23 protein-coding genes and 2 pseudogenes are annotated in these 21994 nt (G+C 66.5%); 8 read left to right on the top strand and 17 right to left on the bottom strand.

Annotation, left to right across the window (positions count from 1 at the left end):
* Positions 1-91: 91 nt before the first annotated feature.
* Positions 92-577 (top strand): GNAT family N-acetyltransferase, encoded by a 486-nt coding sequence (locus DDE13_RS13680; RefSeq protein WP_162631011.1) that lies wholly within the window; start codon positions 92-94, stop codon positions 575-577.
* The gene (locus tag DDE13_RS13675; protein WP_111404853.1) at positions 574-1449 is read left to right on the top strand and encodes a DMT family transporter; all 876 of its coding nucleotides are present in this window, start codon (positions 574-576) and stop codon (positions 1447-1449) included. Before DDE13_RS13680 ends, DDE13_RS13675 begins: the two co-directional genes overlap by 4 nt.
* Here DDE13_RS13675 and DDE13_RS13670 read toward each other — a convergent pair.
* Positions 1415-1867, bottom strand: a complete 453-nt coding sequence (locus tag DDE13_RS13670; protein ID WP_111404852.1) for an NUDIX domain-containing protein — start codon at positions 1865-1867, stop codon at positions 1415-1417. The two genes, DDE13_RS13675 and DDE13_RS13670, sit on opposite strands and share 35 nt — an antisense overlap.
* A 62-nt stretch (positions 1868-1929) precedes the next feature.
* Between DDE13_RS13670 and DDE13_RS13665 the strand changes: the two genes are divergently transcribed.
* Positions 1930-3087 (top strand): alpha-D-ribose 1-methylphosphonate 5-triphosphate diphosphatase, encoded by a 1158-nt coding sequence (locus DDE13_RS13665; RefSeq protein ID WP_111404851.1) that lies wholly within the window; start codon positions 1930-1932, stop codon positions 3085-3087.
* Here DDE13_RS13665 and DDE13_RS13660 read toward each other — a convergent pair.
* From DDE13_RS13660 to DDE13_RS13650, 3 genes are all read right to left on the bottom strand, one after another.
* The gene (locus tag DDE13_RS13660; RefSeq protein ID WP_111404850.1) at positions 3068-4144 is read right to left on the bottom strand and encodes a 5-(carboxyamino)imidazole ribonucleotide synthase; all 1077 of its coding nucleotides are present in this window, start codon (positions 4142-4144) and stop codon (positions 3068-3070) included. The genes DDE13_RS13665 and DDE13_RS13660 overlap by 20 nt on opposite strands.
* Positions 4137-4625: a 5-(carboxyamino)imidazole ribonucleotide mutase gene (purE, locus tag DDE13_RS13655; protein WP_111404849.1), complete on the bottom strand. Its 489-nt coding sequence runs from the start codon at positions 4623-4625 to the stop codon at positions 4137-4139. Before purE ends, DDE13_RS13660 begins: the two co-directional genes overlap by 8 nt.
* A gap of 66 nt (positions 4626-4691) precedes the next feature.
* The gene (locus tag DDE13_RS13650) at positions 4692-4910 is read right to left on the bottom strand and encodes a YdcH family protein (RefSeq protein WP_111404871.1); all 219 of its coding nucleotides are present in this window, start codon (positions 4908-4910) and stop codon (positions 4692-4694) included.
* A 165-nt stretch (positions 4911-5075) separates the two neighbouring features.
* Between DDE13_RS13650 and DDE13_RS13645 the strand changes: the two genes are divergently transcribed.
* A complete protein-coding gene (locus tag DDE13_RS13645) occupies positions 5076-5492 on the top strand; it encodes an Hsp20 family protein (RefSeq protein ID WP_111404848.1) in 417 nt (138 codons plus the stop codon).
* A 2-nt stretch (positions 5493-5494) separates the two neighbouring features.
* Complete coding sequence (locus DDE13_RS13640) at positions 5495-5725, top strand: DUF1150 family protein (protein WP_111404847.1); 231 nt, start codon at positions 5495-5497, stop codon at positions 5723-5725.
* A gap of 423 nt (positions 5726-6148) precedes the next feature.
* Here the strand turns inward: DDE13_RS13640 and trxB are convergent, their stop codons facing one another.
* Positions 6149-7093 carry a thioredoxin-disulfide reductase gene (gene trxB, locus DDE13_RS13635; protein ID WP_111404846.1) on the bottom strand — a complete coding sequence of 315 codons (945 nt, stop codon included), beginning with the start codon at positions 7091-7093 and terminating at the stop codon, positions 6149-6151.
* 186 nt (positions 7094-7279) lie between these two features.
* Between trxB and DDE13_RS13630 the strand changes: the two genes are divergently transcribed.
* Entirely contained in the window at positions 7280-7780 is a 501-nt protein-coding gene (locus tag DDE13_RS13630) for an Lrp/AsnC family transcriptional regulator (protein WP_111404845.1), read from the top strand.
* Between the two features lie 246 nt (positions 7781-8026).
* Here the strand turns inward: DDE13_RS13630 and pgeF are convergent, their stop codons facing one another.
* From pgeF to lgt, 3 genes are read right to left on the bottom strand one after another with little or no spacing between them, the layout of a single operon-like run.
* A complete protein-coding gene (gene pgeF, locus DDE13_RS13625) occupies positions 8027-8785 on the bottom strand; it encodes a peptidoglycan editing factor PgeF (RefSeq protein WP_111404844.1) in 759 nt (252 codons plus the stop codon).
* Positions 8782-9867 carry a class I SAM-dependent methyltransferase gene (locus DDE13_RS13620; protein ID WP_111404843.1) on the bottom strand — a complete coding sequence of 362 codons (1086 nt, stop codon included), beginning with the start codon at positions 9865-9867 and terminating at the stop codon, positions 8782-8784. Before DDE13_RS13620 ends, pgeF begins: the two co-directional genes overlap by 4 nt.
* Positions 9864-10766, bottom strand: a complete 903-nt coding sequence (gene lgt / locus DDE13_RS13615) for a prolipoprotein diacylglyceryl transferase (protein ID WP_111404842.1) — start codon at positions 10764-10766, stop codon at positions 9864-9866. Before lgt ends, DDE13_RS13620 begins: the two co-directional genes overlap by 4 nt.
* Positions 10767-10858: 92 nt before the next feature.
* Here lgt and DDE13_RS13610 point away from each other — a divergent pair, with 92 nt between their 5' ends.
* Complete coding sequence (locus DDE13_RS13610) at positions 10859-11107, top strand: accessory factor UbiK family protein (protein WP_111404841.1); 249 nt, start codon at positions 10859-10861, stop codon at positions 11105-11107.
* A gap of 110 nt (positions 11108-11217) precedes the next feature.
* On the opposite strand, the gene DDE13_RS13605 is transcribed toward DDE13_RS13610, so the two are convergent.
* The 8 genes and pseudogenes from DDE13_RS13605 to bchE all read right to left on the bottom strand — a co-directional run bounded on the left by DDE13_RS13605 (position 11218) and on the right by bchE (position 20609).
* A complete protein-coding gene (locus DDE13_RS13605) occupies positions 11218-12321 on the bottom strand; it encodes a flagellar basal body P-ring protein FlgI (RefSeq protein ID WP_111404840.1) in 1104 nt (367 codons plus the stop codon).
* The gene (locus DDE13_RS13600) at positions 12318-13328 is read right to left on the bottom strand and encodes a flagellin (protein WP_111404839.1); all 1011 of its coding nucleotides are present in this window, start codon (positions 13326-13328) and stop codon (positions 12318-12320) included. Before DDE13_RS13600 ends, DDE13_RS13605 begins: the two co-directional genes overlap by 4 nt.
* Positions 13329-13330: 2 nt before the next feature.
* Positions 13331-14620, bottom strand: coding sequence for a FlgK family flagellar hook-associated protein (locus DDE13_RS13595; protein WP_268951248.1), 1290 nt, complete (start codon positions 14618-14620; stop codon positions 13331-13333).
* A 63-nt stretch (positions 14621-14683) separates the two neighbouring features.
* Positions 14684-14761: pseudogene (locus tag DDE13_RS23735) on the bottom strand (flagellar basal body protein); the annotation flags it as partial.
* Between the two features lie 37 nt (positions 14762-14798).
* Complete coding sequence (locus DDE13_RS13590) at positions 14799-16106, bottom strand: flagellar hook protein FlgE (RefSeq protein ID WP_111404837.1); 1308 nt, start codon at positions 16104-16106, stop codon at positions 14799-14801.
* Between the two features lie 135 nt (positions 16107-16241).
* Complete coding sequence (gene aspS, locus DDE13_RS13585) at positions 16242-18269, bottom strand: aspartate--tRNA ligase (protein ID WP_111404836.1); 2028 nt, start codon at positions 18267-18269, stop codon at positions 16242-16244.
* A 58-nt stretch (positions 18270-18327) separates the two neighbouring features.
* Positions 18328-18930: a bacteriochlorophyll 4-vinyl reductase gene (gene bchJ, locus DDE13_RS13580; protein WP_111404835.1), complete on the bottom strand. Its 603-nt coding sequence runs from the start codon at positions 18928-18930 to the stop codon at positions 18328-18330.
* Positions 18930-20609 (bottom strand): magnesium-protoporphyrin IX monomethyl ester anaerobic oxidative cyclase, encoded by a 1680-nt coding sequence (gene bchE / locus DDE13_RS13575; RefSeq protein ID WP_111404870.1) that lies wholly within the window; start codon positions 20607-20609, stop codon positions 18930-18932. Before bchE ends, bchJ begins: the two co-directional genes overlap by 1 nt.
* A 335-nt stretch (positions 20610-20944) precedes the next feature.
* Between bchE and DDE13_RS23590 the strand changes: the two genes are divergently transcribed.
* Positions 20945-21076 (top strand): hypothetical protein, encoded by a 132-nt coding sequence (locus DDE13_RS23590; RefSeq protein ID WP_268951247.1) that lies wholly within the window; start codon positions 20945-20947, stop codon positions 21074-21076.
* A gap of 60 nt (positions 21077-21136) precedes the next feature.
* On the opposite strand, the pseudogene DDE13_RS13570 reads toward DDE13_RS23590, so the two are convergent.
* A pseudogene (locus DDE13_RS13570) lies at positions 21137-21994 on the bottom strand (chromosome segregation protein SMC); the annotation flags it as partial.

Below are 21994 nucleotides of genomic sequence, written 5' to 3'. Positions count from 1 at the left end.
GGCAGCACGCAGCAACGTCGCATGGACCCGGAACCGCTTGCGCGCCGCGCGCGGCTGCCCTTGAATATGCCGACACCTGAGGATGCAAACCATGCTGCGACTGAGAAATCCCAAGCCCGATGACGACACGCCGCTATCGGTCCTGCTGGTCAGCGCCTTCGGACAGGCCAATGAATGGACCCTCGTGCAGGACCTGCGCGCAGGCGGGCATGTCGCCGACGAATTGCTGGCCGAGGACGATGACGGGCTGGTGGGGCATGTCTGCCTGTCGCGGCTCGACGCGCCCCAGGGCTGGCTGGCGCTGGGACCTGTCGCCGTGCGCACCGAGGATCAGGGCAAGGGCATCGGCAGCGAACTGGTCCGCTATGCGCTGGACCGCGCGCGGCAGGCCCATGCGAAAGCCGTCGTGGTGGTGGGCGATCCGAACTACTATGGTCGGTTCGGGTTCGTCTTCGGCGGGCCTGCCCGGCTCCAGTCTCTTTATCCGGCGGAGTACACGGGGCTTTTCCCGATCGCCGCGGAAACCGCGTCCGCGGTGGTCGCGCTGGCCTATCCGGCCCCGTTCGCCGACGTATGACCGAACGTCGCCCCGGCCTTGGGCTTGCGGTGCTTTGTGCCGCCACGATGACCGCCTTCGCCGCGAATTCCCTTCTGAACCGTCTCGCCCTGGTCGAAGGCGAAACCGGGCCTGCCGCATTTGCCGCGCTCCGGCTCGCGGCGGGCGCGGCGATTCTCTGCGCGCTGGTCCTGTGCGGGCCGAACGGCATGACGCGGGTGCGCAGCGGCTTGCGGGTGGGCCATGCCGCCGCGCTGGCAGCCTACATGGTGGGCTTCTCTTTCGCCTATGTCACGCTCGACGCGGGGCTCGGGGCGCTCATCCTGTTCGGCACGGTGCAGATCACCATGTTCGCCGGCGGTGTCGTCGCGGGCGACACCATTTCGGCGCGGCGATGGCTGGGCGCGGGCCTGGCAATGGCGGGGCTGGCAGGGCTCTTGTGGCCTGCCGGGTCCGCCGCACCGCCGTTTGCGGGGGCCGCGCTGATGACCGCCGCCGGCATCGGCTGGGGCATCTTTTCCCTGAAAGGGCGTGGCGGACGCGACCCGCTGGGCACGATGGCGGGCAGTTTCCTGCTGGCCCTGCCCGCGGGGCTTCTTGCCCTGACCGCGGTCGGCGGCGACGGGCTTGGCATACGCGGCGCGCTGCTGGCGGTGGTGTCCGGTGCCGTGACCTCGGGGCTGGGCTATGCGCTCTGGTACCGGGTGCTGCCGCAGATCGCCAGCAGTACCGCGGCTGTCCTGCAGCTCAGCGTGCCCGTGATCGCCATGGCTGGCGGCGCAGCGCTGTTGGGGGAGGCGGTCGGGCTGCGCGCCGCTGTCGCAGCCGTGGTGGTGCTTGCCGGGATCGCACTGGCCGTCACCGCACCATCCGCACCAGCGCGGCGGGGATGATCCGGGGCGGGGTGCCGAATGCCAGGTCCGGCAGGGCATCGGGCTTGAACCGCAGGCCAGACAGTTCCTCCGCCGTCACGAAGCGGCGCGCGTGGACCACGCCGGTCGGGTCGCGCCACGTGGGGTCGAGCACACCGCCCGTCACCGTGGCGTGAAAGACCAGTTCCACCTGGTGAAAGCCGCTGTCCGGATCGTGGAATTCACCCACGTGGCAGATCGGGCCGGGCGCGATGGTCAGGCCGGTTTCCTCGGCCACCTCGCGGCGCAGGTTGTCGGACAGCGACGATCCGGCTTCGACACCGCCACCGGGCAGGCACCACAGGTCGCGGGCGGGATCGGGAAAAGCGTTGACCACGAGCACCCGGTCCGCATCACGGATCACGGCACGGACGGCAAGACGCGGGGCTGGTAGGTTCATCCGCCCTGCATGGCCGCGTGCGGCGGGTTGTGCAAGGGCGCGGCACGGGGCAAAGCGGGGCCATGACCGGATCAGCCTTCACCATCACCGGGGCCGACGTGCTGCGCCCCCACGGGATCGACGCCGAACCGCTGGCCATCGCCGACGGCACCGTCGCCGATGCGCCTGCGGGCCGCACGGTGGACCTGTCCGGCTGGACGGTCTGTCCCGGCATCGTGGACATCCATGGAGACGGGTTCGAGCGCCATGTCGCCGTGCGCCGCGGCGCGCTGCCGAACATGGCGGATGGACTATACGCGCTGGAGGCCGAACTGGCCGCCAACGGCATCACCACCGCGGTGCTGGCGCAGTTCGTCAGTTGGGAAGGCGGGATGCGCGGACCCGACTTTGCCGCCCGTCTGGTCGCGGCGTGGCAGGCGGTGGCGCCGCAGGTGGCGACGGATCTGCGCATCCAGATCCGGCTGGAGACCCACCTGACCGAGGCCTTCGACATGGTCGAGGAGATGATCGCGCGCGCGGGCATCGATTACCTCGTGTTCAACGACCATTTGCCCCATGACCGGCTGGATGCCGGGCGCACGCCGCCGCGCCTGACCGGGCAGGCGCTCAAGGCCGGGCGCAGCCCCGAGGCGCATCTCGCGCTGCTGCAGCGCATCCATGCAGAACGGCATGGCGTGCCGGGGGCGGTCGCGGCGCTGGCCGCACGGCTGACGGCGCGCGGTGTGCGGATCGGCAGCCATGACGACCCCAAGCCGGAGCGCCGGGCGTTGTATCGCGACCTTGGCGCGCGGATCGCGGAGTTTCCCGAAACGGAGGCGGCGGCACAGGCGGCGCGCGACGGCGGCGACGGCATCGTGATGGGCGGGCCCAACGTGGTGCGCGGTGCAAGCCACGCGGGCAAGGTCAGCGCGCGGGATATCGTGGCGGCGGGGCTGTGCGACGCGCTGGCCTCCGACTACCACTACCCGGCGCCGCGTGCTGCCGCGCTGACGCTGGTGCGCGAAGGAGTTTGCGATTTCGCCACCGCGTGGGGGCTTGTGTCACAAGGGCCGGCACGGTTGCTGGGGCTGACGGATCGCGGGCGGCTGACGGCGGGAAGCCGCGCCGATATCGTGATCCTCGACCGGGTCACCGGGCGGGTGGGTGCGACTCTCGCCGCGGGGCGGTTCACCTATCTCACCAGCCCGCTCGCCGAACGGTTCATGCCCGGCGCGGCGTGATCCGGTTCACATGTCCCATCTTGCGGCCCGGTCGCGCGGCAGCCTTGCCGTAAAGGTGCACCGCCGTGCCGGGTTCGCGCGCGAGGGCGGGCCATGCGTCCACGTCGTCGCCGATCAGGTTCTCCATCACCGCGTCGGCGTACCTGTGCCCATCGCCCAATGGCCAGCCCGCCACGGCGCGGACATGCTGTTCGAACTGGTCCACAGCGCAGGCGTTCTGGGTCCAGTGGCCGGAATTGTGCACGCGCGGCGCGATCTCGTTCACCACCAGCCCGCCTTGCGTCACGAACAGTTCCACCCCCATCACACCGACATAATCGAGCGCGTTGAGGATGCGCGCCGCGACGAGCACCGCATCGCTGCGCTGGGATGGCGTGAGCCGCGCGGGCACGGTGGTGCGGCGCAGGATGCCGGATTCGTGCAGGTTCTCGCCCGGATCGAAGCAGGCCACTGCGCCATCAAGGCCCCGCGCGCCGATCACCGACACCTCGTGCGTGAAATCGACGAAGCCTTCGGCGATGGCGGGTGCGCCGTTCAGCGACGCAAGTGCCGCAGCCGCATCGTCGCCGGGCGCGATGCGCACCTGCCCCTTGCCGTCATAGCCGAAGCGCCGCGTCTTCAGGATCGCGGGCCGGCCCACTTTGTCGAGCGCCTTGACCAAGTCTTCGGGGGTGGTCACGTCGTCAAACGGCGCCGTCGCCAGCCCGAGATCGCGCAGGAACCGCTTTTCCGTCAGCCGGTCCTGCGACACCGCCAGCGCGCGGCGGCCAGGACGGATCGGGCGGCGGTCTTCGATCAAGTCCAGCGCCGCCGTTGGGATATTCTCGAATTCATAGGTCACGACATCGACGGCATCGGCGAAGCGCGCCAGCGCCGCGGCGTCCTCGTAGGGCGCGATGGTGACCGCATCGCAGACCTGCTGCGCGGGCCCCTCCGCCACCGGATCGAACACATGGGCGCGCAACCCCAGCCGCGCCGCCGCCAGTGCCAGCATCCGGCCCAGCTGCCCGCCGCCGAGGATGCCGACGGTCCCGCCGGGGGCAAGGGGATCAGTCATCCACGGGTTCCTCTGGGATCGACGCCGACAGATCGGCGCGCCATGTGTCCAGCCGCATCGCGAGAACGGGATCGCTGAGCGACAGGATGGACGCCGCCATCAGCCCGGCATTGGCCGCACCCGCCGCACCGATCGCCATAGTGGCGACAGGATAGCCGCGCGGCATCTGAACGATGGAATAGAGCGAGTCGACGCCGTTGAGCGCGCGGGTCTGCACGGGCACACCAATGACCGGCAGACGCGTCTTCGACGCCATCATGCCGGGTAGATGCGCCGCACCGCCAGCACCGGCGATGATGACCTGCAGGCCACGTTCGACCGCGCTGCGCCCGTAATCCCACAGCCGGTCGGGCGTGCGATGCGCCGACACGATGCGCGACTCGTAGACGACACCAAGCGTATCGAGGATCTCGGCAGCAGCCTTCATGGTGGGCCAGTCCGACTGGCTGCCCATGATGATGCCCACGACGGGTTGTGACATGCGCCCCTCCGGCGGTTGCTTGCGCGAAGCGGCACTATACCGGCGCGCGGCGCGGCTGCAACGGCGTCAGGCGATGATGTCGGGCAGCAATTGGTCCTCGATCTGGCTGATCCGGTCCTTCAGCATCAGTTTCTGCTTCTTCAGCCGGCGCAGCGTCAGGTGGTCCCCGCGCGAGGCGTGTTCCAGCGCCGCGATGGCTTCGTCCAGGTCGCGATGTTCACGGCGCAGCACCTCGAGCTTCACCCGCAGCACATCGTTATGGGTCATCTGTCCGAAAGCGTTCATCCCCATGCCTCGCATGTCCGGTGCGACGTGAATACCCAAAATCCGCCTTCGTGAAAAGCCTTGCGCGGGGTGGCGTTCTTGCAACGCGCAAGGCAATCCCCATATCCCACCAAGGTCGCCGCGACGCCGGGGCCGCCGCACAGTCGCTTATTCAAGGACGTGTCCATGACAAAACTGACTCTGGGGACGCACCCCTTTCTGCTGGGCTTCGAACAGCTCGAACGGCTGGTGGAACAGACCGCAAAGACCGGCAATGACGGCTACCCGCCCTACAACATCGAACAGACGTCCGACCGGTCCTACCGGATCACGCTCGCCGTTGCCGGGTTCTCCGAGGACGACCTTGCGATCACCGTGGAAAACCGGCAGCTCGTGATCCGCGGTCGCAGCCATGACGACGGGACGGAGCGGACGTTTCTGCATCGCGGGATCGCCGCGCGCCAGTTCCAGCGCAGCTTCGTGCTGGCCGACGGGGTCGAGGTGCGCGGTGCGTCGATGGAAAACGGGCTCCTGCACATCGATCTGGAGCGCGCCATGCCGGACGCGGTGATGCAACGGATCAAGATCAGCAAAGGGGTATGACCATGGATACGCCACACGATATCACGATGGAAGAAAACAGGAACCGGATCGTCTATGTCCGCCCGGTACCCGCCGCGGAACTGCCCGAGCCGATCCGCGCTCAGGCCGATGCGACGCACAACATCTATGCGCTGCACGCGGCGAACGGGGATCGGCTGGCACTCGTGAATGGGCGCACGCTGGCCTTCGCCGTGGCACGGCAGCACGACATGCAACCGGTCCACGTGCACTGAACGCTATCGCGGGGCCGGTGGTGACGTGTCGCTGCCATCCCCGCCCAACAGACCGCCCCCCTGCCGCACCGGAGGGGCAGGCATGAAGTCACCGAGAAAGCTCCGATCCTCCACCCGCCGCGGCGGCAGGATCAGATCCTGCCGACCCGGTTCGGTCGAGGTATCGTCTTTCAAACGGTCCGGAAGGTCGTCCACGGGTGCGCAGTTTTCCACGCACAGACTGTCCCCGAGAGAGAGCGACGCGCCGTGCGTCAGGGTGGCCGAGGCACAGGCCAAAGCTACAAGCGCCGCACAGAACGCAGGCATTGTCGGACAGCATCGATGATGAAAGCGGCATGAAGAAAATTCCATGCCGCTTCGCTAGCCGTCTGGCGCCGCCGCTGTCAAACGCGAGGGCGCGCAATCGCAAATCGTGATTAACGCCTAGGCATCCTGGGCGGCCAGGAACCGCTCGGCCTCCAGCGCGGCCATGCAGCCCATTCCAGCGCTCGTGACCGCCTGGCGATAAACATGGTCGGTCAGATCGCCCGCCGCGAACACGCCCGGAACGGAGGTTTCAGTGGTCCCCGGCTTGACCACGACATAGCCGCCGTGATGCGTCTCAAGGCTGTCCTTCACCAGTTCCGAGGCGGGCGCGTGACCGATGGCGATGAACACGCCCTTGCACGGAATCTCGGTGATCTCGCGGCTATCCACGTGGCGCAAGCGCACGCCTTCGACGCCGAGCGGGTCGTCCGTGCCCGTCACTTCGTCCAGCGTATGATTCCAGAGCACCTCGATCTTGGGATGCTTGAACAGGCGGTCCTGCATGATCTTTTCGGCGCGCAGGCTGTCACGGCGATGAACCAGCGTGACCTTCTCGGCGAAGTTGGTCAGGAACAGCGCTTCTTCGACGGCGGTGTTGCCCCCGCCGACGACGACGACCTGTTGCCCGCGATAGAAGAACCCGTCGCAGGTCGCGCAGGCCGATACGCCGAAGCCCTTGAATTTTTCCTCCGACGGCAGGCCGAGCCAACGCGCCTGGGCCCCGGTCGCCAGGATCACCGCGTCGGCGGTGAAGACCGTTCCGCTGTCGGCAGTGGCCGTGAAGGGCCGCTTCGAGAGGTCGAGCGTGGCAATCATGTCGGTGACCAGCTCGGCCCCCATTTCGCGGGCGTGTGCTTCCATCCGCACCATCAGGTCGGGCCCCATGACGGAGGTGTCGCCCGGCCAGTTTTCCACGTCGGTCGTCGTCGTCAACTGCCCGCCCGGCTGAAGCCCCTGCACCAGGATCGGATTCAGCATTGCGCGGGCGGCATAGACCGCAGCCGTATATCCCGCCGGACCCGATCCGATGATAAGTGCCCGCGTATGTTTCGTGTCGGCCATGTATCGTTCCCCTGCACTCGGTCAGCGCCGATATAGGCAGCCTGAACCGCGCGCGAAAGGCGAAAGCCTAAGAACAGGGTCCCAGCCGACATCCTGAATTTTCCGGTACTGACGGGCCCAGCACGCGAAACATTATTGCGCCCGATGCCGGGATTGACTAGCTTCACCACCAACGAGGAGACGTCAATGGCCGCCACTAAGCTTGATCCGATCGACCGCAAGATTCTGGCCGAGCTTCAGGCAGATGGGCGCATGACGAATGTCGAACTGGCCAAGCGCGTGGGCATTTCGGCCCCCCCCTGCCTGCGCCGGATGCGCACGCTGGAAGAGGCCGGGTATATCCGCGGCTACCATGCCGATGTCGACAGCCGCGAGCTTGGATTCGAAGTTCAGGTCTTCGCGATGGTGGGACTGCGCAGCCAAGCGGAAGCAGACCTTTCCGCCTTCGAGGCGCGCTGCCGCGACTGGCCACTCGTGCGGGAATGCCACATGCTGAACGGCGAGGTCGATTTCGTCCTGAAATGCGTTGCCCCGGATCTGAGCAGCTTCCAGTCATTCCTCACGGGCGAACTGACGGCTGCGGACAATGTGGCCAGCGTCAAGACATCGCTCGTGATCCGCACGGCCAAGGACGAAGCCGGGGTGCCGTTCCAGGTTCTGGAAGGGCGGCTCAGCCGCAGCGCGTGAGCCGTGGTCGCGTCAAGCCTGTGACTGATGACGGCCGCCTGGCCGGGACCAGGCGGCCAAAAAAGACTCGCGACCATCGGGCAGAACGTCTGCCGAGAACCCCAACACTCGATAACAACTCGGTAACCTAACACACGTTCCCACCACGCCGGGTCATGTGTTTCCCGTGAGGCTTACCTAGCCCGGATTCGTAACAGTCTCGAGACAGAATTGCTGCGTTGCGGCGCAAATTCGCCCATCGGGGGCCTACAGCCTTATTGTTGAGATGAGACGGCCGTAGTCTGCCTGCTTTTCATGCACGCTTCGCCTGTAGGAAAAGAACAGCTCGGGATTGGAATAGGTGCAATGACGCAGCCATGCCGCGTCGCCGATCCCCGCCGCACGCAAGCGGTGCAATACGAAGGCGGGCAGGTCGAACTGGAGACGGTCGCCCGAACCCTGGGCAAAGAAACGCGCATTGCCCCCGTCGTCGGCCACGAAGGTTTCCAGGAATTCCGGTCCGACCTCATAGGCAGCCTGCGCGATCGTCGGTCCGACCGCCGCGACGACCCGTGCCCGATCAGCGCCAAGGGTTTCCATCTTGTCCAGCGTCGCATCGAGCACACCGGCCAGTGCGCCCTTCCAGCCTGCATGGGCCGCGCCGACCACGCCTGCAGCGTGGTCCGCGAACAGCACGGGCGCGCAGTCGGCGGTCAGAATCGCAAGCACGACGCCGGGGCGGTCCGTGACGATGGCGTCGCCTTCGGGCGGATGGTCTTGTGGGGCGGGGCTAGCCACGACCGCCCTTGCGGAATGGGTCTGGTACAGGCCGCGCAGCGCGTCGGGGGCAACATCCATCGCCAATGCAGCGCGCGCGCGGTTGATTTCCACCACCTCGGCCTGGTCCGACGATCCGCGACCGCAGTTCAGGCCTGCGAAGACACCCGACGACGCACCGCCCCGCCGGGTGAAGAACCCGTGCCGCAGAGGGTGGAGCATGTCGGCCGTGATGATTTCCAGCGTCATGTGATCGTGCCCGGAAACGGCGGCGCGGCGGCCGGGGTGATGGCGAGACACTTGAAGAGTGACCCCATCTCGTCAGGGTGGGTCAAGCGGCGATGTGCCGCCACGTGGGCCTCCAGTGCCGGGCCTGCAAGGTCGCGTGCCAGCCGCTGCGCCCGCGCGGTGATCCCCAGGCGTTCGAGAAACACGCCCTGGGGAACCATGGGGCTTGCGGCGGCGCCGGCACGCGCGGCGGCCCCTGCAAGGGCTTCGAAATCCACATGGGCTGTCAGATCGGCGGTGCCGGGTGCCGCGAAAGGGTCGACCGGCGCGTGCCCGCCGACCGCCTGGAACGTGTCGCCCCGCGATCGCCAGCCGCCGTAGTCCACGATCAGCGCAGCACCCCCGCGGGTGGCGACCCCGGACGCGATGCGGCGCATGATCGACTCACCGGGCGCACAAGTTTCGACGATATCGCCATCGGCAGTGTCTTCCAGGCGGCGCGCCAGCCCGCCTAGCGGCGTCGCCACGCCCAACCCGAACCCCAGCACGCGCGCGCCGGACGGATCGGGCACCAGCCCGACCTGTCGCTCGGTCCAGCCCCGGCCCCGCCGCACGAACTGACGAATCGGCAGCGCGTCGAAGAATTCGTTCGCCACCGCGAACAGCGGCAGATCCGGCAAGGCCGTGACGGCTGGATGCCAGGTCGCTGAATGCGGCGCGATGGTCCCGGCCTGCGCCGCACGCAACACCGGCGATGCCTCCACAAGGTGAATGTCCGCCGCATCGATGAAGCCGGGCACGCGGGCCGTCGCCCGCAGGATATCCGCCATCAGCGTGCCGCGCCCCGGCCCGAGTTCGGCAAGCGCGAAGGGCGCCGGCGCCCCCTGGTCCAGCCATGCCTGCGCCAGCGCAAGCCCGACGAGTTCCCCGAACATCTGGCTGATTTCGGGCGCCGTGGTGAAATCCCCGGCGGACCCCAGCGGATCGCGGGTCACGTAATACCCATGTTCCGGGTGCAGCAGGCATTCTGCCATGTAGTCCGCCAGCGTGATCGGCCCGGTCGCGGCGATCCGCCGCGAGAGCAGAGCAGCGAGCGGCGTCATGCCGCGCCGTGGTGCCGGCGGCGGGCGGCGGCGACAACAACGATCACGAGCCCGGTCGCGACGAGCGGAAGGGAAAGAACCTGTCCCATCGTCAAACCCGCGTCGCCCAGCCGCAGAACATGTCCCCAGGGATTGTCCGGCGTGATGAACTGCGCATCGGCCTGGCGGAACGCCTCCACCACCGTGCGGGCCAGCCCGTATCCCGTGAGGAACACCCCCGTCACGAGCCCAGGTCTGCGAAGGGCACCGCGGCGCACGATCCAGATAAGTACCAGCCCGAGCACCAGCCCCTCCAGCCCGGCCTCGTAGAGTTGGGAGGGATGGCGCGCGCAGGGGGCGGACCATCCGGGCGGACAGGTCTGCGCAGCCTCTCCCGGGAAGATCACGCCCCACGGCATCGTGGTGGGCCGGCCCCAAAGCTCGCCATTGATGAAATTCGCGACCCGCCCAAGAAACAGGCCCGGCGGGGTTGCAAGCGCCATGGCATCGGCGACCTGCGCCGCGGGCAGCCCATTGCGGCGGCAGAATATCCACGCGGCGACGACCACCCCCGCAAGCCCGCCATGAAAGGCCATGCCACCCTGCCAGAGTTTCGGAATGTCGAGGGGGTGTGAAAGGTAATACGATGGCTGGTATAGCAGTACGAACCCGAGCCGCCCGCCGATCACGACGCCAAGCACGACCGCCGTCAGCAGCGCCTCGGCCTGTGCATTCGTCACTGGCGCCTGCCCCGCGGGCCAGAGTGACGGCCGCGCAATCGCACTTCGCACGATCCACAAGCCGATCAGCAGCCCCGCGATATAGGCGAGGGCGTACCATCGCAGTGCAAGCGACAGACCGCCGATAGTGACCGAGAAAACCTCCGGGCCGATATCGGGAAAGGGGAGCGCGAACACCATGCCCGGCAGATGGCAAGCCGAAGCCGGTGAAGTCAACCTTGAGCTTTGCACCCTGCCGCGCCATATCACGCACAGGCAAACAGGAGACCGCCATGCAGTCCCGGAACAAGATTATCGACGATCTATCCCAACTCATGACGAATGCGATGGGCGTGGCGCAGGGCGCGCGGGAGGAGGCGGAGACCGCGTTGAAGGGGATGCTCGACCGCTGGCTGGCGGATCGTGACTTCGTCACGCGGGAAGAGTTCGACGCGGTGCGCGCAATGGCCCAGAAAGCGCGGGAGGAGAACGACGCGCTTAAGGCGCGGCTCGACGCGATTGAAGCACAGGGCGAGCGGTAACGCGGCGGCTCGTTCCGGTTTCGTCGGCTCCCGCGGTCATGCGCGCACGAGAGCGCCGCGTGGAGCCGCGTCCGGGCGCGGAATCCGGCACGGCAAACCCGGACGCTTCGTCACCGCACGATGAACTCCGCATGAAGCGCGCCAGCCGCCTTGATGCTCTTCAGAATGTCGATCATATTGCGCGGCGACACGCCGAGCGCGTTCAGCCCGGCAATGACCTCGGCAAGCGTGGTGCCGCCGGGGACTTCGGCCAGACCGGTTCCGTCCTCCTCCTCCAGTTCGGCCCGGCTGCGCGGTACCACGACGGTCTGCCCATCCGAAAACGGGTTGGGCTGCACGACGAGTGGCTCTTCCTGAACCCGTAGCGTCAATCCACCCTGAGACACGGCCACGCGGCTGATTCGAACCTCGTCTCCCATGACGATCGTGCCCGACCGCTGGTCGACGACGACGCGTGCGCGCCGTTCGGGCGCGACGCGGATGTTTTCCACCTGCGCGAGGGCCCGCGCTGGCGATCCGGCCTGCGTGGCGACAAGATCGAACTGCACCGTTCCCGCGTCGAGAGCCTGCGCAACACCGCGGCCGAACCGGGTATTGATCGCCTGTTCGATCAAAAGGGCAGTCGTGAAATCCGGATCACGCAATCCAAGGCGCACGGACGTGAGCCTGGTGAAATCGAAAGGAACTTCCCGTTCCACCCGCGCGCCGGACGGAATGACCCCGGCTGTCGGAACGCCCTGCGTGACGGATGCCCCCTCGGCCTCGGCCACGGCACCACCGGCGATGATGGTTCCTTGCGCGACGGCGTAGATCTGCCCGTCCGCCGCGTTGAGCGGCGTCATCACGAGCGTACCGCCAAGCAGGCTCTTCGCATCGCCGATCGCGGATACGGTCACGTCGATCTGCCCACCCACGCGGGCAAAGGGCGGCAAACTTGCCGTGACGAACACAGCGGCGACGTTCTTGGGCCGGAACTGCTCACCGGCCACGTTCACCCCCAAACGTTCGAGGATGTTCGCCATGATTTCTTCCGTGAACGGGCTGTTGCGCAAACCGTCCCCGGTCCCGTTGAGCCCGACAACCAGACCGTAGCCGATCAGATCATTTCCGCGGACGCCATCGAATTCCACGAGATCCTTGAGCCTGATGTCCTGCGCGCCAGCGACAGAGCCGGTCGCGGCCAGAAAAAGCGCTGCGAAAAAGGCCCGGATCACCGCAACACCATGGCCAATGACAGGTTCGACATGCGCGCGGTCAGGGCGTAGATCGTTTCGAGCTGAACCTGAACTTCCTGCAGCCTCAACGCGGTGTCATAGGGATCGGCTTCGACCAGCGCAGACCGTGCCATGGTCAGGCCGGTCGTCTCCGCCTCGGTCCGGATACGAGCGGCCTCGATCCGTTCTTCGATGGCGCCGAGACCCGCCCGCCGCGTCGTCACGGTGTCCGCGGCAGCCACAAGTGTTTCGCCCGCATGCTGGATCACCGCCCCTTGCGCAGCGACATCGCCATCGAAAAGACCGCGGTCCAACAGTGCCCCGAGCGCGAGCCCCCGCAACGTGTCCCGCAGCGCGGGATCGGCTGCCGTGATATCCAGCTGGACCAATTCACCGGGGGCCATGGCGAGACCCGACATCGGCGTCGCAGCGCCCTGGTACGCAACGGTGTCAAAGCCACCGCCGGGCGCGTCGAACCAATCCTTGACGGCCGCGATGGCATCCGCCGGTCCCACCGTTCCCGCCAGCGCGTCCTCAAGGGAAGCAAGTATGGTCCCGGCATCCGCCAGCGCAGGCCCGTCCAGCGCCGCGCCTGCGAATATCGCCTTCCCCTCGATCTGCGTGTTGAGAGCCGCCAGAGTCTGCTCGAATTGCCCCATGGCCTTCTGCGCAAGCACCTTGCGCTGCACGTCGTTCCCGTTGGACGCCACCTCGAGAAAATCCGGGCCTGCCGCCGTGGCCGTGCCTTGGACCGCCTCAAGTGCCAGTTGCTGGCCCTCGGCAAGTCGCGCCGCAGCGGCATTGCTTGCAAGCGTCGCGTCGGTCAGAGCAAGGCTCCGAGTCAGCCCGGCAAGGGGGCCGAACTGGCCCCGGAGCGACGTATTCAGAGACGCGATCTTGCCAGACGACATCTCGCCGGTCAGTCGGCCGAGATCGCCCTTTATGCGGGCAGTATCGCGCCGCAGCATCGTCGACTGAACGAGATCGCCGATATTCGCAGGTTTCATGGTCAGATCTCCATCAACTGGTCAAGCATCTGGCGGGCGGCAGAGACCACCCGCGCATTCGCTGCGTAAGCCTGTTCGATGAGAAGCAGCCGTTGCATCTCCGCATCGCTGTCGACGGCCATGCCTTGCAGGCTTTGACCGATGGCGGACGACCTGGCGCCGGCTTGCGCCATGTCGGCTTCCGTCGCGGTGCGCGCCACGCCCAGCGCCGTATAGACCGCAGCGCCAAGCCCGGCGGCGGTATGGCGCCCTTCCGGCGCGCCGCTTGACACGGGAACACGCGACTCCGACAGGGCGGCGCCAAGACGCTGCAGGCCGTCCGTGTTGCCGGGATCGCCCTGAACCGGGGCCCCTAGCCCATCGCGCAACCGCCAGGCGGCACCGCCCATGGCAGGATCGGCAAGCGCGTTGACCTCGAGTCTACGGGAAAGTCCGAGTTCGTTCGCCGGATCGAATGCTGCACCTGCATCGGTCAACAGACCCGGGTCGCCCGTTGCACGGGTCGGGTCCACGCCCGCGCCGGAAAACCGCTCGATCAAGTCGCGCGCGAAGGCATCGAGCCCTGCCATGGCCGCCGGCCCCTCGACGTCGCGTATGGCCAGAAGGCCGGAGATTTCACCGCCGGACAGGATGTGGCGGCTGCGACCGACGTCGATCGGCTGGCCGTTAATCGTCAGGCCGGAGAGATGGCCACCCTCGACGCTCTGGAATTCCGTCACGTACGGTGTCGCCGAGAAGCCGATTGTCGGCGCCGGGCCGTCCATGAGAATACCACCGTCCGAGATCAGGGCGACCACGCCATTGCCGCGGTCCACTTCGCGGACAGGGACGAGTTCTGCGACCCGATCGATCAGCGCCTCCCGTTCATCGAGCAACGCACCACCGCTGCCGCCACGCAGAATGTCGCGGCGAATATCCTCGTTGATGGTTTCCAGACGCGCGAGATCGGTGTTGAGCTGGCCCACGGCATCCGCGAGCGCGGCATCCGCACGGCCACGTTCTGTCTGGATCGCCTCCCCGACCTCGGCGATGCGTCCGGTCAGGCGCGACAGGTCGTCCACCACCTGTTCCATGCGCAGCACGGATTGCGGTTGCGCCGCCGCGGCCACCAGGCCGCTTTCAACCGCCGTCACCAGGTCATCGAGCGACCCTCCGGAACCGGGTTCCCCCATGACTGTCTGTACCTGTTCGAAAAAGGCCGCGGCAGCCCCCTGTCGTGCGAACGCGGCATCCGCGGACCGACGATCCGTCAGCAGGACCGAATCGGTGAACCGTGTTTCGCCGAGAACCATCACGCCACCGCCACCCCCGGAGCGCGCGGCGAGATCCAGTTCCCGCCGCCCGTAGCCTTCGGTCAGGGCGTTGGCGAGATTGTTCGACACCACGGCCGCCCCGCGACTGGCCGCCGCCAGGCCCGAGATCGCCGTGTTCATGGCTCCCATGATGGTCATGCCCTGTCCCTTTCAACGCTCAGCGTTTGATATTGGTGGTTTCCTGCAGCATCTCGTCCACGGTCTGGATCACCTTGGCGTTGGACGAATAGGCGCGCTGCGTCTGGATCAGATCGGTCAGTTCCGATGCGACATCGGTTGTCGATTCCTCGCGCGCGAAGCTCACCAGATCACCGGTCGGACCATCGCCCGCGTCCCACAGGAAATACGCGCCGCTTTCGTTCGAGATCTGGTATGTCTGGTTGTCGAGCGCGGTCAGCCCGTTGGGGTTCGGCATGTCCACCAGCGGCACCTGGTACACGGTCCGCACGGCCCCGTTGTCGTAGGTCGCCTTGACCATGCCGTTCGCATCGATATCGACGCCGATCATGTTGCCCACCTCGGACCCGTTCTTGTTGATGACCACGGGCGAGAAGCTGTCCGACAGTTGTGTCAGCCCCTGTGCGCTACCCGGCCGACCGATCGTGATGTCCATGGGGCCGCCCGCGACGTCCACGCGCAGGCCACCGGTCGCCGGATCGTAGGCACCGCCCGACAGCGTCGTGACAGAGGCGATGGTGCCGCCAGCCGTACGGCTGTTGTTGAACGTGATCTCGTATTCCCCGACAACTGCGCCGGCCCGGGCACTGTCGGCGATCTCCATGCGCCAGCGGTTCGTGCCCGGATCGCCGGTCGCGGCGACGTCCGGCGTGAACGTGACGTTGAGGGTTTCCGACATCCCGAGGTTGTCGAAATACTCGACGGACAGCGTTTCGGCAAAACCCGCCGCGCCGGCCACTGTCGAGGTCGCGGGCAGGTTGGCGATCACTTCCATTTCGGTCGTCGGTTCGCCCACGAATTCGTTCACGTTCAGCTTGATCGGTTCAAGCCCGGCCGGCGTGTCGCGCGCATAGTTCGGGATCGTCCCGTCATCCGCCGCAGGCCAGCCCATCAGGATCAGGCCGCTGGAGCTTTTAAGATATCCCTGCTCGTCGGTCCGGAAGGACCCGGTCGTCTGAAGCATCATCGGCGGCTTGCCGTTGCCCGCGTTGACCGCCGCCGCGGACGTGACGGGAACCATCCCCCGCCCGCGCACCGCGATGTCGGTCGAATTCGACGATCCGACCAGCGAGCCGCGATCGCTGACCAGTCGCTGGGTCGTCATGCTGACGCCACCGGCGGAATAGGCGCCGCCGGATTTGCCGATCACCATCGAGTTGAAATCCGCCGCAACCCTTTTGTAGCCGAAGGTGCCCGAGTTCGCGATGTTGTCGGAGATCACGCTGAGCTTGTTGGCATTCGCCTTCAGCCCCATGACCCCGGCGTTCAGCGAGGAAGAAATCGACATGCACGTGCCTTTCCGCTTCAGAGACATTTCCTGTCTCCGACGCCTAAGGCACCCGACCTAATTCAGGCTTAACAGATAAAATTGTTCGCAACTTGGCAGCCGGAAGGCGGCGGGTCGGGCCCGCCGCGTCCCGGGTCACGCCTCGGGCGGAAGCACCCGCAGGCGCAACTCGCGCAATTGCTCGTTGGCGGGCTCGGACGGTGCGCCCATCATCAGGTCCTCGGCGCGCTGGTTCATGGGGAACATGATGACCTCGCGGATATTCGCCTCGTCCGCCAGCAGCATCACGATCCGGTCGATACCCGCCGCACAGCCCCCGTGGGGCGGCGCCCCGTAGCGGAACGCGTTTACCATGCCGCCGAAACGTTTCTCGACTTCGTCGCGCCCGTAACCCGCGATCTCGAACGCCTTGAACATGATCTCGGGGCGGTGATTCCGGATGGCGCCCGACACGAGCTCATAGCCGTTGCAGGCAAGGTCGTACTGGTAGCCCAGCACCTCCAGCGGATCGCCGTTGAGCGCATCCATCCCGCCCTGCGGCATGGAAAACGGGTTGTGTTCGAAATCGACCTTGCCGGTTTCCGGGTCGGCTTCGTAGATCGGGAAATCCACGATCCACGCGAAGGCGAAGCGATTCGTGTCCGTCAGGCCTAGCTCGTCCCCGATCACGGTACGCGCACGGCCCGCGACGGCCTGGAAATCCTTGGGCTTTCCGCCAAGGAAGAACGCCGCATCGCCGACGCCGAGGCCAAGCTGCTGGCGGATCGCCTCGGTCCGCTCGGGGCCGATGTTCTTGGCGAGGGGGCCTGCGGCTTCGTAGGGACCGAAGTACGCATTTAATAGAAACTCGGCCTCAGCTCTGTTCCCGTTTCGCCAATGGCTAGCTATCTGTTCCTGCACCTTCTGCTTAGTGTCCACGTCAAGATGATTGCTGTAGTGTTTATCAAAGTGCTCCAGTGCCTTAGTGGCTGAAGCCTGCTCCTCTGGCGTGCCTTGAATAATATTCACGATAGCAGTTAGGAACTTCGGGAAATCCTCAATAGCGTTGCTCAGATCGCCAAAGATTTCAGTCCTTTTTCGCCAGAAGATATACCCCATCCCCGGCAGGCCCTGCTCCTGCGCGAACTTGTTCATCCGGTCGCAGAACTTGCGGCTTCCGCCGCCCGGCGCGGGGATCGCGCGGATCTCGGTGCCCTCCTGCTCCAGCAGCTTCGCGAAGATCGCGAAGCCGGAGTCGCGGAAGTGGTCGGAGACCACTTGCATCTTGATCGGATTGCGAAGGTCCGGCTTGTCCGTCCCGTACCACAGCGCCGCATCGCGATAGCTGATCTGCGGCCAGTCACCGGGCGCGTCCACCTTGCGCCCGCCCCCGAAGGTCTCGAACGTGTTCGCGATCACCGGGGCGATCGTGTCAAACACGTCCTGCTGCTCCACAAAGCTCATTTCCATGTCGAGCTGGTAGAAATCCGTAGGCGAGCGGTCGGCGCGCGGATCCTCGTCGCGGAAACAGGGCGCGATCTGGAAATACTTGTCGAAGCCCGACACCATGATGAGCTGCTTGAACTGCTGCGGGGCCTGCGGCAGCGCGTAGAACTTGCCCGGATGCAGGCGCGACGGGACGAGGAAGTCGCGCGCGCCCTCGGGGGAGCTTGCCGTGATGATCGGCGTCTGGAATTCGTTGAACCCCAGCCCCCACATCTGCTGGCGCAGATGGGCCACGACTTTGCTGCGCAGCATCATGTTGGCGTGCAGACTGTCGCGGCGCAGGTCGAGATAGCGGTATTTCAGGCGGGTTTCCTCGGGGTAGTCCTGGTCGCCGAACACCGGCAGGGGCAGCTCTTCGGCCGCACCCAGAACCTCCATGTCACGGATATAGACCTCGATCTCGCCGGTGGGCAGCTTGGGGTTCACGAGGCTTGCGTCCCGCGCCTTCACCACACCGTCGATGCGGATGCACCATTCGGACCGGACCTTTTCGACCGCGGCGAACACGGGGCTATCGCTGTCGGCCAGAACCTGGGTGATGCCGTAATGGTCGCGCAGGTCGATGAACAGCACGCCGCCATGGTCGCGCACGCGATGCACCCATCCCGACAGCCGCACGGTCTGGCCCACATGGGCCTTGGTCAGGTCGGCGCAGGTCTGGCTGCGATAGGCGTGCATGGCATCTTGTCCCGGCTGTCAATGATCCGGGCCGATACACCGTGCATGGCGGGGGAAGTCAAGCCGCGCGGGCCAGCACGAAGCGGCAGGCGCGGGCGCCATTGGCGCAGCAGTCGGTTTCCACGCAGGTGTAATCCGGCGCGGCCAGCCGCGTGAAAAGCCGTGCGAACACTGCCACGTGCCAGTGGCAGACCGGGGCCGCCGCGTGTTCGCCGCGCACGAGCGGGTTGTCGGCGATCTCGAAGACGAGCGGGACACGGGAGGCCACCCGGAACCGGCCCGACCCGGCAAAGGTCCATGCGTGCTGCGCGATGGCCTGCGCCAGCAGCCGCGCGGACAACGCAGCAGGCAGGATGCGCAGCAGCCTTTGTGCGCGGCGCGGGATGCGATGGATCAGGATGTAGTCGCCCGTGCGCCGCCCCGCGGCAGCGGCCATGCCCGGCGCAAGGTCGGGGAAGTCGCGCCGCATGGTCTGATGCAGCCGGGCGACGGGGCCTTCGTCGATCATCGCCGTGCCGTCCGGCATCTCGAACAGACCGGCACCCGTCAGCAGCCGCACCCGTGCGGGGCGCCCGAGCGTCCGGTCGAGTACGGGCACCAGCTGCAGCACTGCGTTCGGCCCGATCCGCGCCTGCGCGAACCCGTGCGCGCCGCCGTCCATCAGACGGCTTCCTGCTGCGCCTCGGTCATCTGGTCCTTGCCGCCGCCACAGGCGCGGACCTCGGCCCCGTTGGGCATCTTGAAACTGGCGCTGCGTTCCACCGCGCGGGCCTTGCCTTGCGCGCGCACGGCTTCGCGGCGTTCGGCTGCGCGGGCGGCCCGGTCGGCGCTCGCTTCCCAATCCTCCATCTGCGCCTCCGCGATGGTGCGGGTCTCGTCGAAATGGAAGTCCAGCTTGTTCTTGCTCTGCGGCCCGGTGTAGCCGACCTTGCCCAGATCATAGAACGTGCGGGCAAACCCGGCTTTCAGGAAGGCCTTGAGACATCCAAGCAAATACCGCCGCCGGAAGCCGGTGCCGCGCCATGGATAGTGGAACAACGCCTTGCGCATGTAGAAGCGACGGTAATTCTTCATAACGCCGTCCAGAAGCTCGCCCCGTTCCATCGCGGCGGGTTTCATGATGGGCGTCACGAAGTTGTAGCGCGAGAAGTCGAAGACCTCGACCTTGTCCTTCAACTCCTGGAACAGAGGGGTGAAGGGCCACGGGGTATACATCGCCCAGTTCGCCAGATCGGGCTGCCAGTCCCACGCCATCTGGAAGGTTTCTTCCAGCGTCTCGGCGGTTTCGTTGTCGAGCCCCACGATGAACTGCGCCTCGACCAGAATATCGGCCTCGCGCAGAAGGCGCACGGCTTCCTTGTTCTCGGCGACGGTGGTTTCCTTGTTGAACTGATCAAGCTTCATCTGCGCCGCGGCTTCGGTGCCAAGACTGACATGCACCAGCCCGGCCTTACGGTAGAATTTTAGCAGATCCCGGTCGCGGTAGATGTCCGTCACGCGGGTGTTGATGCCCCACTTGATCTTGTCGGGCAGACCGCGGTCGATCAGCTCCTGGCAGAATTCGACGAATTTCTTGCGATTGATGGTCGGTTCCTCGTCCGCAAGGATGAAGAACCCGACCTGATGGTCGTTCACCAGCTTCTCGATCTCGTCCACGACCTTTTTCGGGTCGCGCACGCGGTAGTCGCGCCAGAACTTCCACTGCGAACAGAAGGAACAGGTGAACGGGCAGCCGCGCGCCATGTTGGGGATGGCGACGCGGGTGTTCAGGGGGATGTACTTGTATTTCTCCCAGTCGAGGATTTCCCAGTCCGGGTCGATCCCGTCGAGATCCTTGACCGTGCTCGCCGCCGGGGTCGCCACGATCTCGTCGCTGTCGAGGAATGCCAGCCCGTGGATCTTGCGCCGGTCTTCCGGCCAGCGGCCATCGCGGACGGCGGTCATCAGCGCCACGAGGATCTCCTCCCCCTCGCCGCGCACGATCACGTCCACCCAGGGTGCCTCTGACAGGACCTGCTTGAACATGAAGGTTGCGTGCACCCCGCCCAGCATTCGCAGGGCATGCGGGCAGCGGTCGCGCGCCAGTTCCAGCACCTTCTCCGCCTGGTAGATCGACGGGGTGATTGCGGTCACGCCCACGACGTCGGGGGCCAATGCGGCCAGCCGGTCGCCCACGATGTCGTCGTCGAGGTTATCGGTCATCGCGTCGATGAAATGGATGTCGTCGAACCCGGCGCGGCGCAGCGAGCCGGACAGGTAAGCGACCCAGGCGGGCGGCCACGTCCCGGCGATCTCGGCCCCGCCGGAGCGGTAGTTCGGATGGACGAAGACGATTCGCATGATGGGGCTCCCCTGCATTTCCGGCAGGGTAGTTTCCCGGGTGTCATCTAAAATTGACACATATCAAGGTATGACAGGTTTTCCTGACAGCGGACCTCTGACGTGTCGCGGCGGCACAGAAGCCGGGCCGGGGGTTGATTCCCCGGCCCCTTTGTTGCATAACTGTCGCACATAGGGGCCGCCGCCGCGATGGTGGCAGGCCCGTGCCGGAGCAGCGATCCCATCGCGGTTGGCACGCTTTCCAGATCGGGCACGACCGGACCTGACCCCGCACATGGGGCCAGCGCCCGGCTTTTTCGTCCGCGGAGAGCCGACGCACTTGGAAAGGAGACACAATGCTGAACCCGACCACGCTGACGAACGACGAACTGCAGGCCCGCGCCCGCGATTTGCAGGACGCCGGGATGTTCATGGCTGCCAAGGCCGTGATGCGGGAACTGAACTTCCGCGAGAAGCGCGCGGCCTGATCGTGCGCCTGATTGTGGCCCGCCCCGTTCGGGGCGCGGCCCGCCTGCCTGATGCTGGCGTCAGGCGACCATCTGCTCGGCGCGCTTCAGATCGACACTGACCAGTTGGCTCACCCCCTGCTCCGCCATCGTCACGCCGAACAACCGGTCCATCCGCGACATGGTTACCGCGTGATGCGTGATGACAAGAAACCGCGTGTCGGTGCGGCGGGTCATTTCATCCAGCATGTCGCAGAACCGCGTCACGTTCGCATCGTCGAGCGGTGCGTCTACTTCGTCCAGCACACAGATCGGCGCCGGGTTCGCAAGGAACACCGCGAAGATCAGCGCCAGCGCGGTCAAGGTCTGTTCACCGCCCGAAAGCAGCGATAACGTAGACAGCTTCTTGCCCGGCGGCTGGCACATGATCTCCAGCCCCGCATCCAGCGGATCGTCGCTTTCCACCAGAACAAGCCGCGCCTCGCCCCCGTTGAACAGGTGCGTGAAGAGCGTTCCGAAATTGGCATTGACCTGTTCGAACGCGGTCAGGAGCCGTTCGCGCCCCTCGCGGTTCAGCGCGGCGATCCCGGACCGCAGCTTCGCCGTGGCCGCTTCCAGATCCTGCTTTTCGCGCACCAGCGTGTCGTGTTCATCCTGCACAGCGCGAGCGTCCTCTTCTGCCCGCAGGTTCACCGCGCCCAAGGCATCCCGCGACCGGCGCAGCCGCTGGATCGACGCTTCGAGATCGGCGACGCCCGGCATGGTGTCGGGGTCCGCGTCGAGCCGCTCCAGCAAGGTGTCGGGTGTCGCCTCCGCCTCGTCGCGCATCCGCTCACGCGCGGCCGCCACCGCCGCCTCCGCCGCTTCGGCACGGGTTTCGGACCGGGCGCGGGTCTCGCGCGCGTCGGCAGCGGCGCGCTCCGCGTCACGCTCGGCCCC

Source organism: Meridianimarinicoccus zhengii, from assembly GCF_003254465.1.
Taxonomy (GTDB): Bacteria; Pseudomonadota; Alphaproteobacteria; order Rhodobacterales; family Rhodobacteraceae; genus Meridianimarinicoccus; species Meridianimarinicoccus zhengii.
This window is presented reverse-complemented; position numbering and strand designations above follow the sequence as displayed.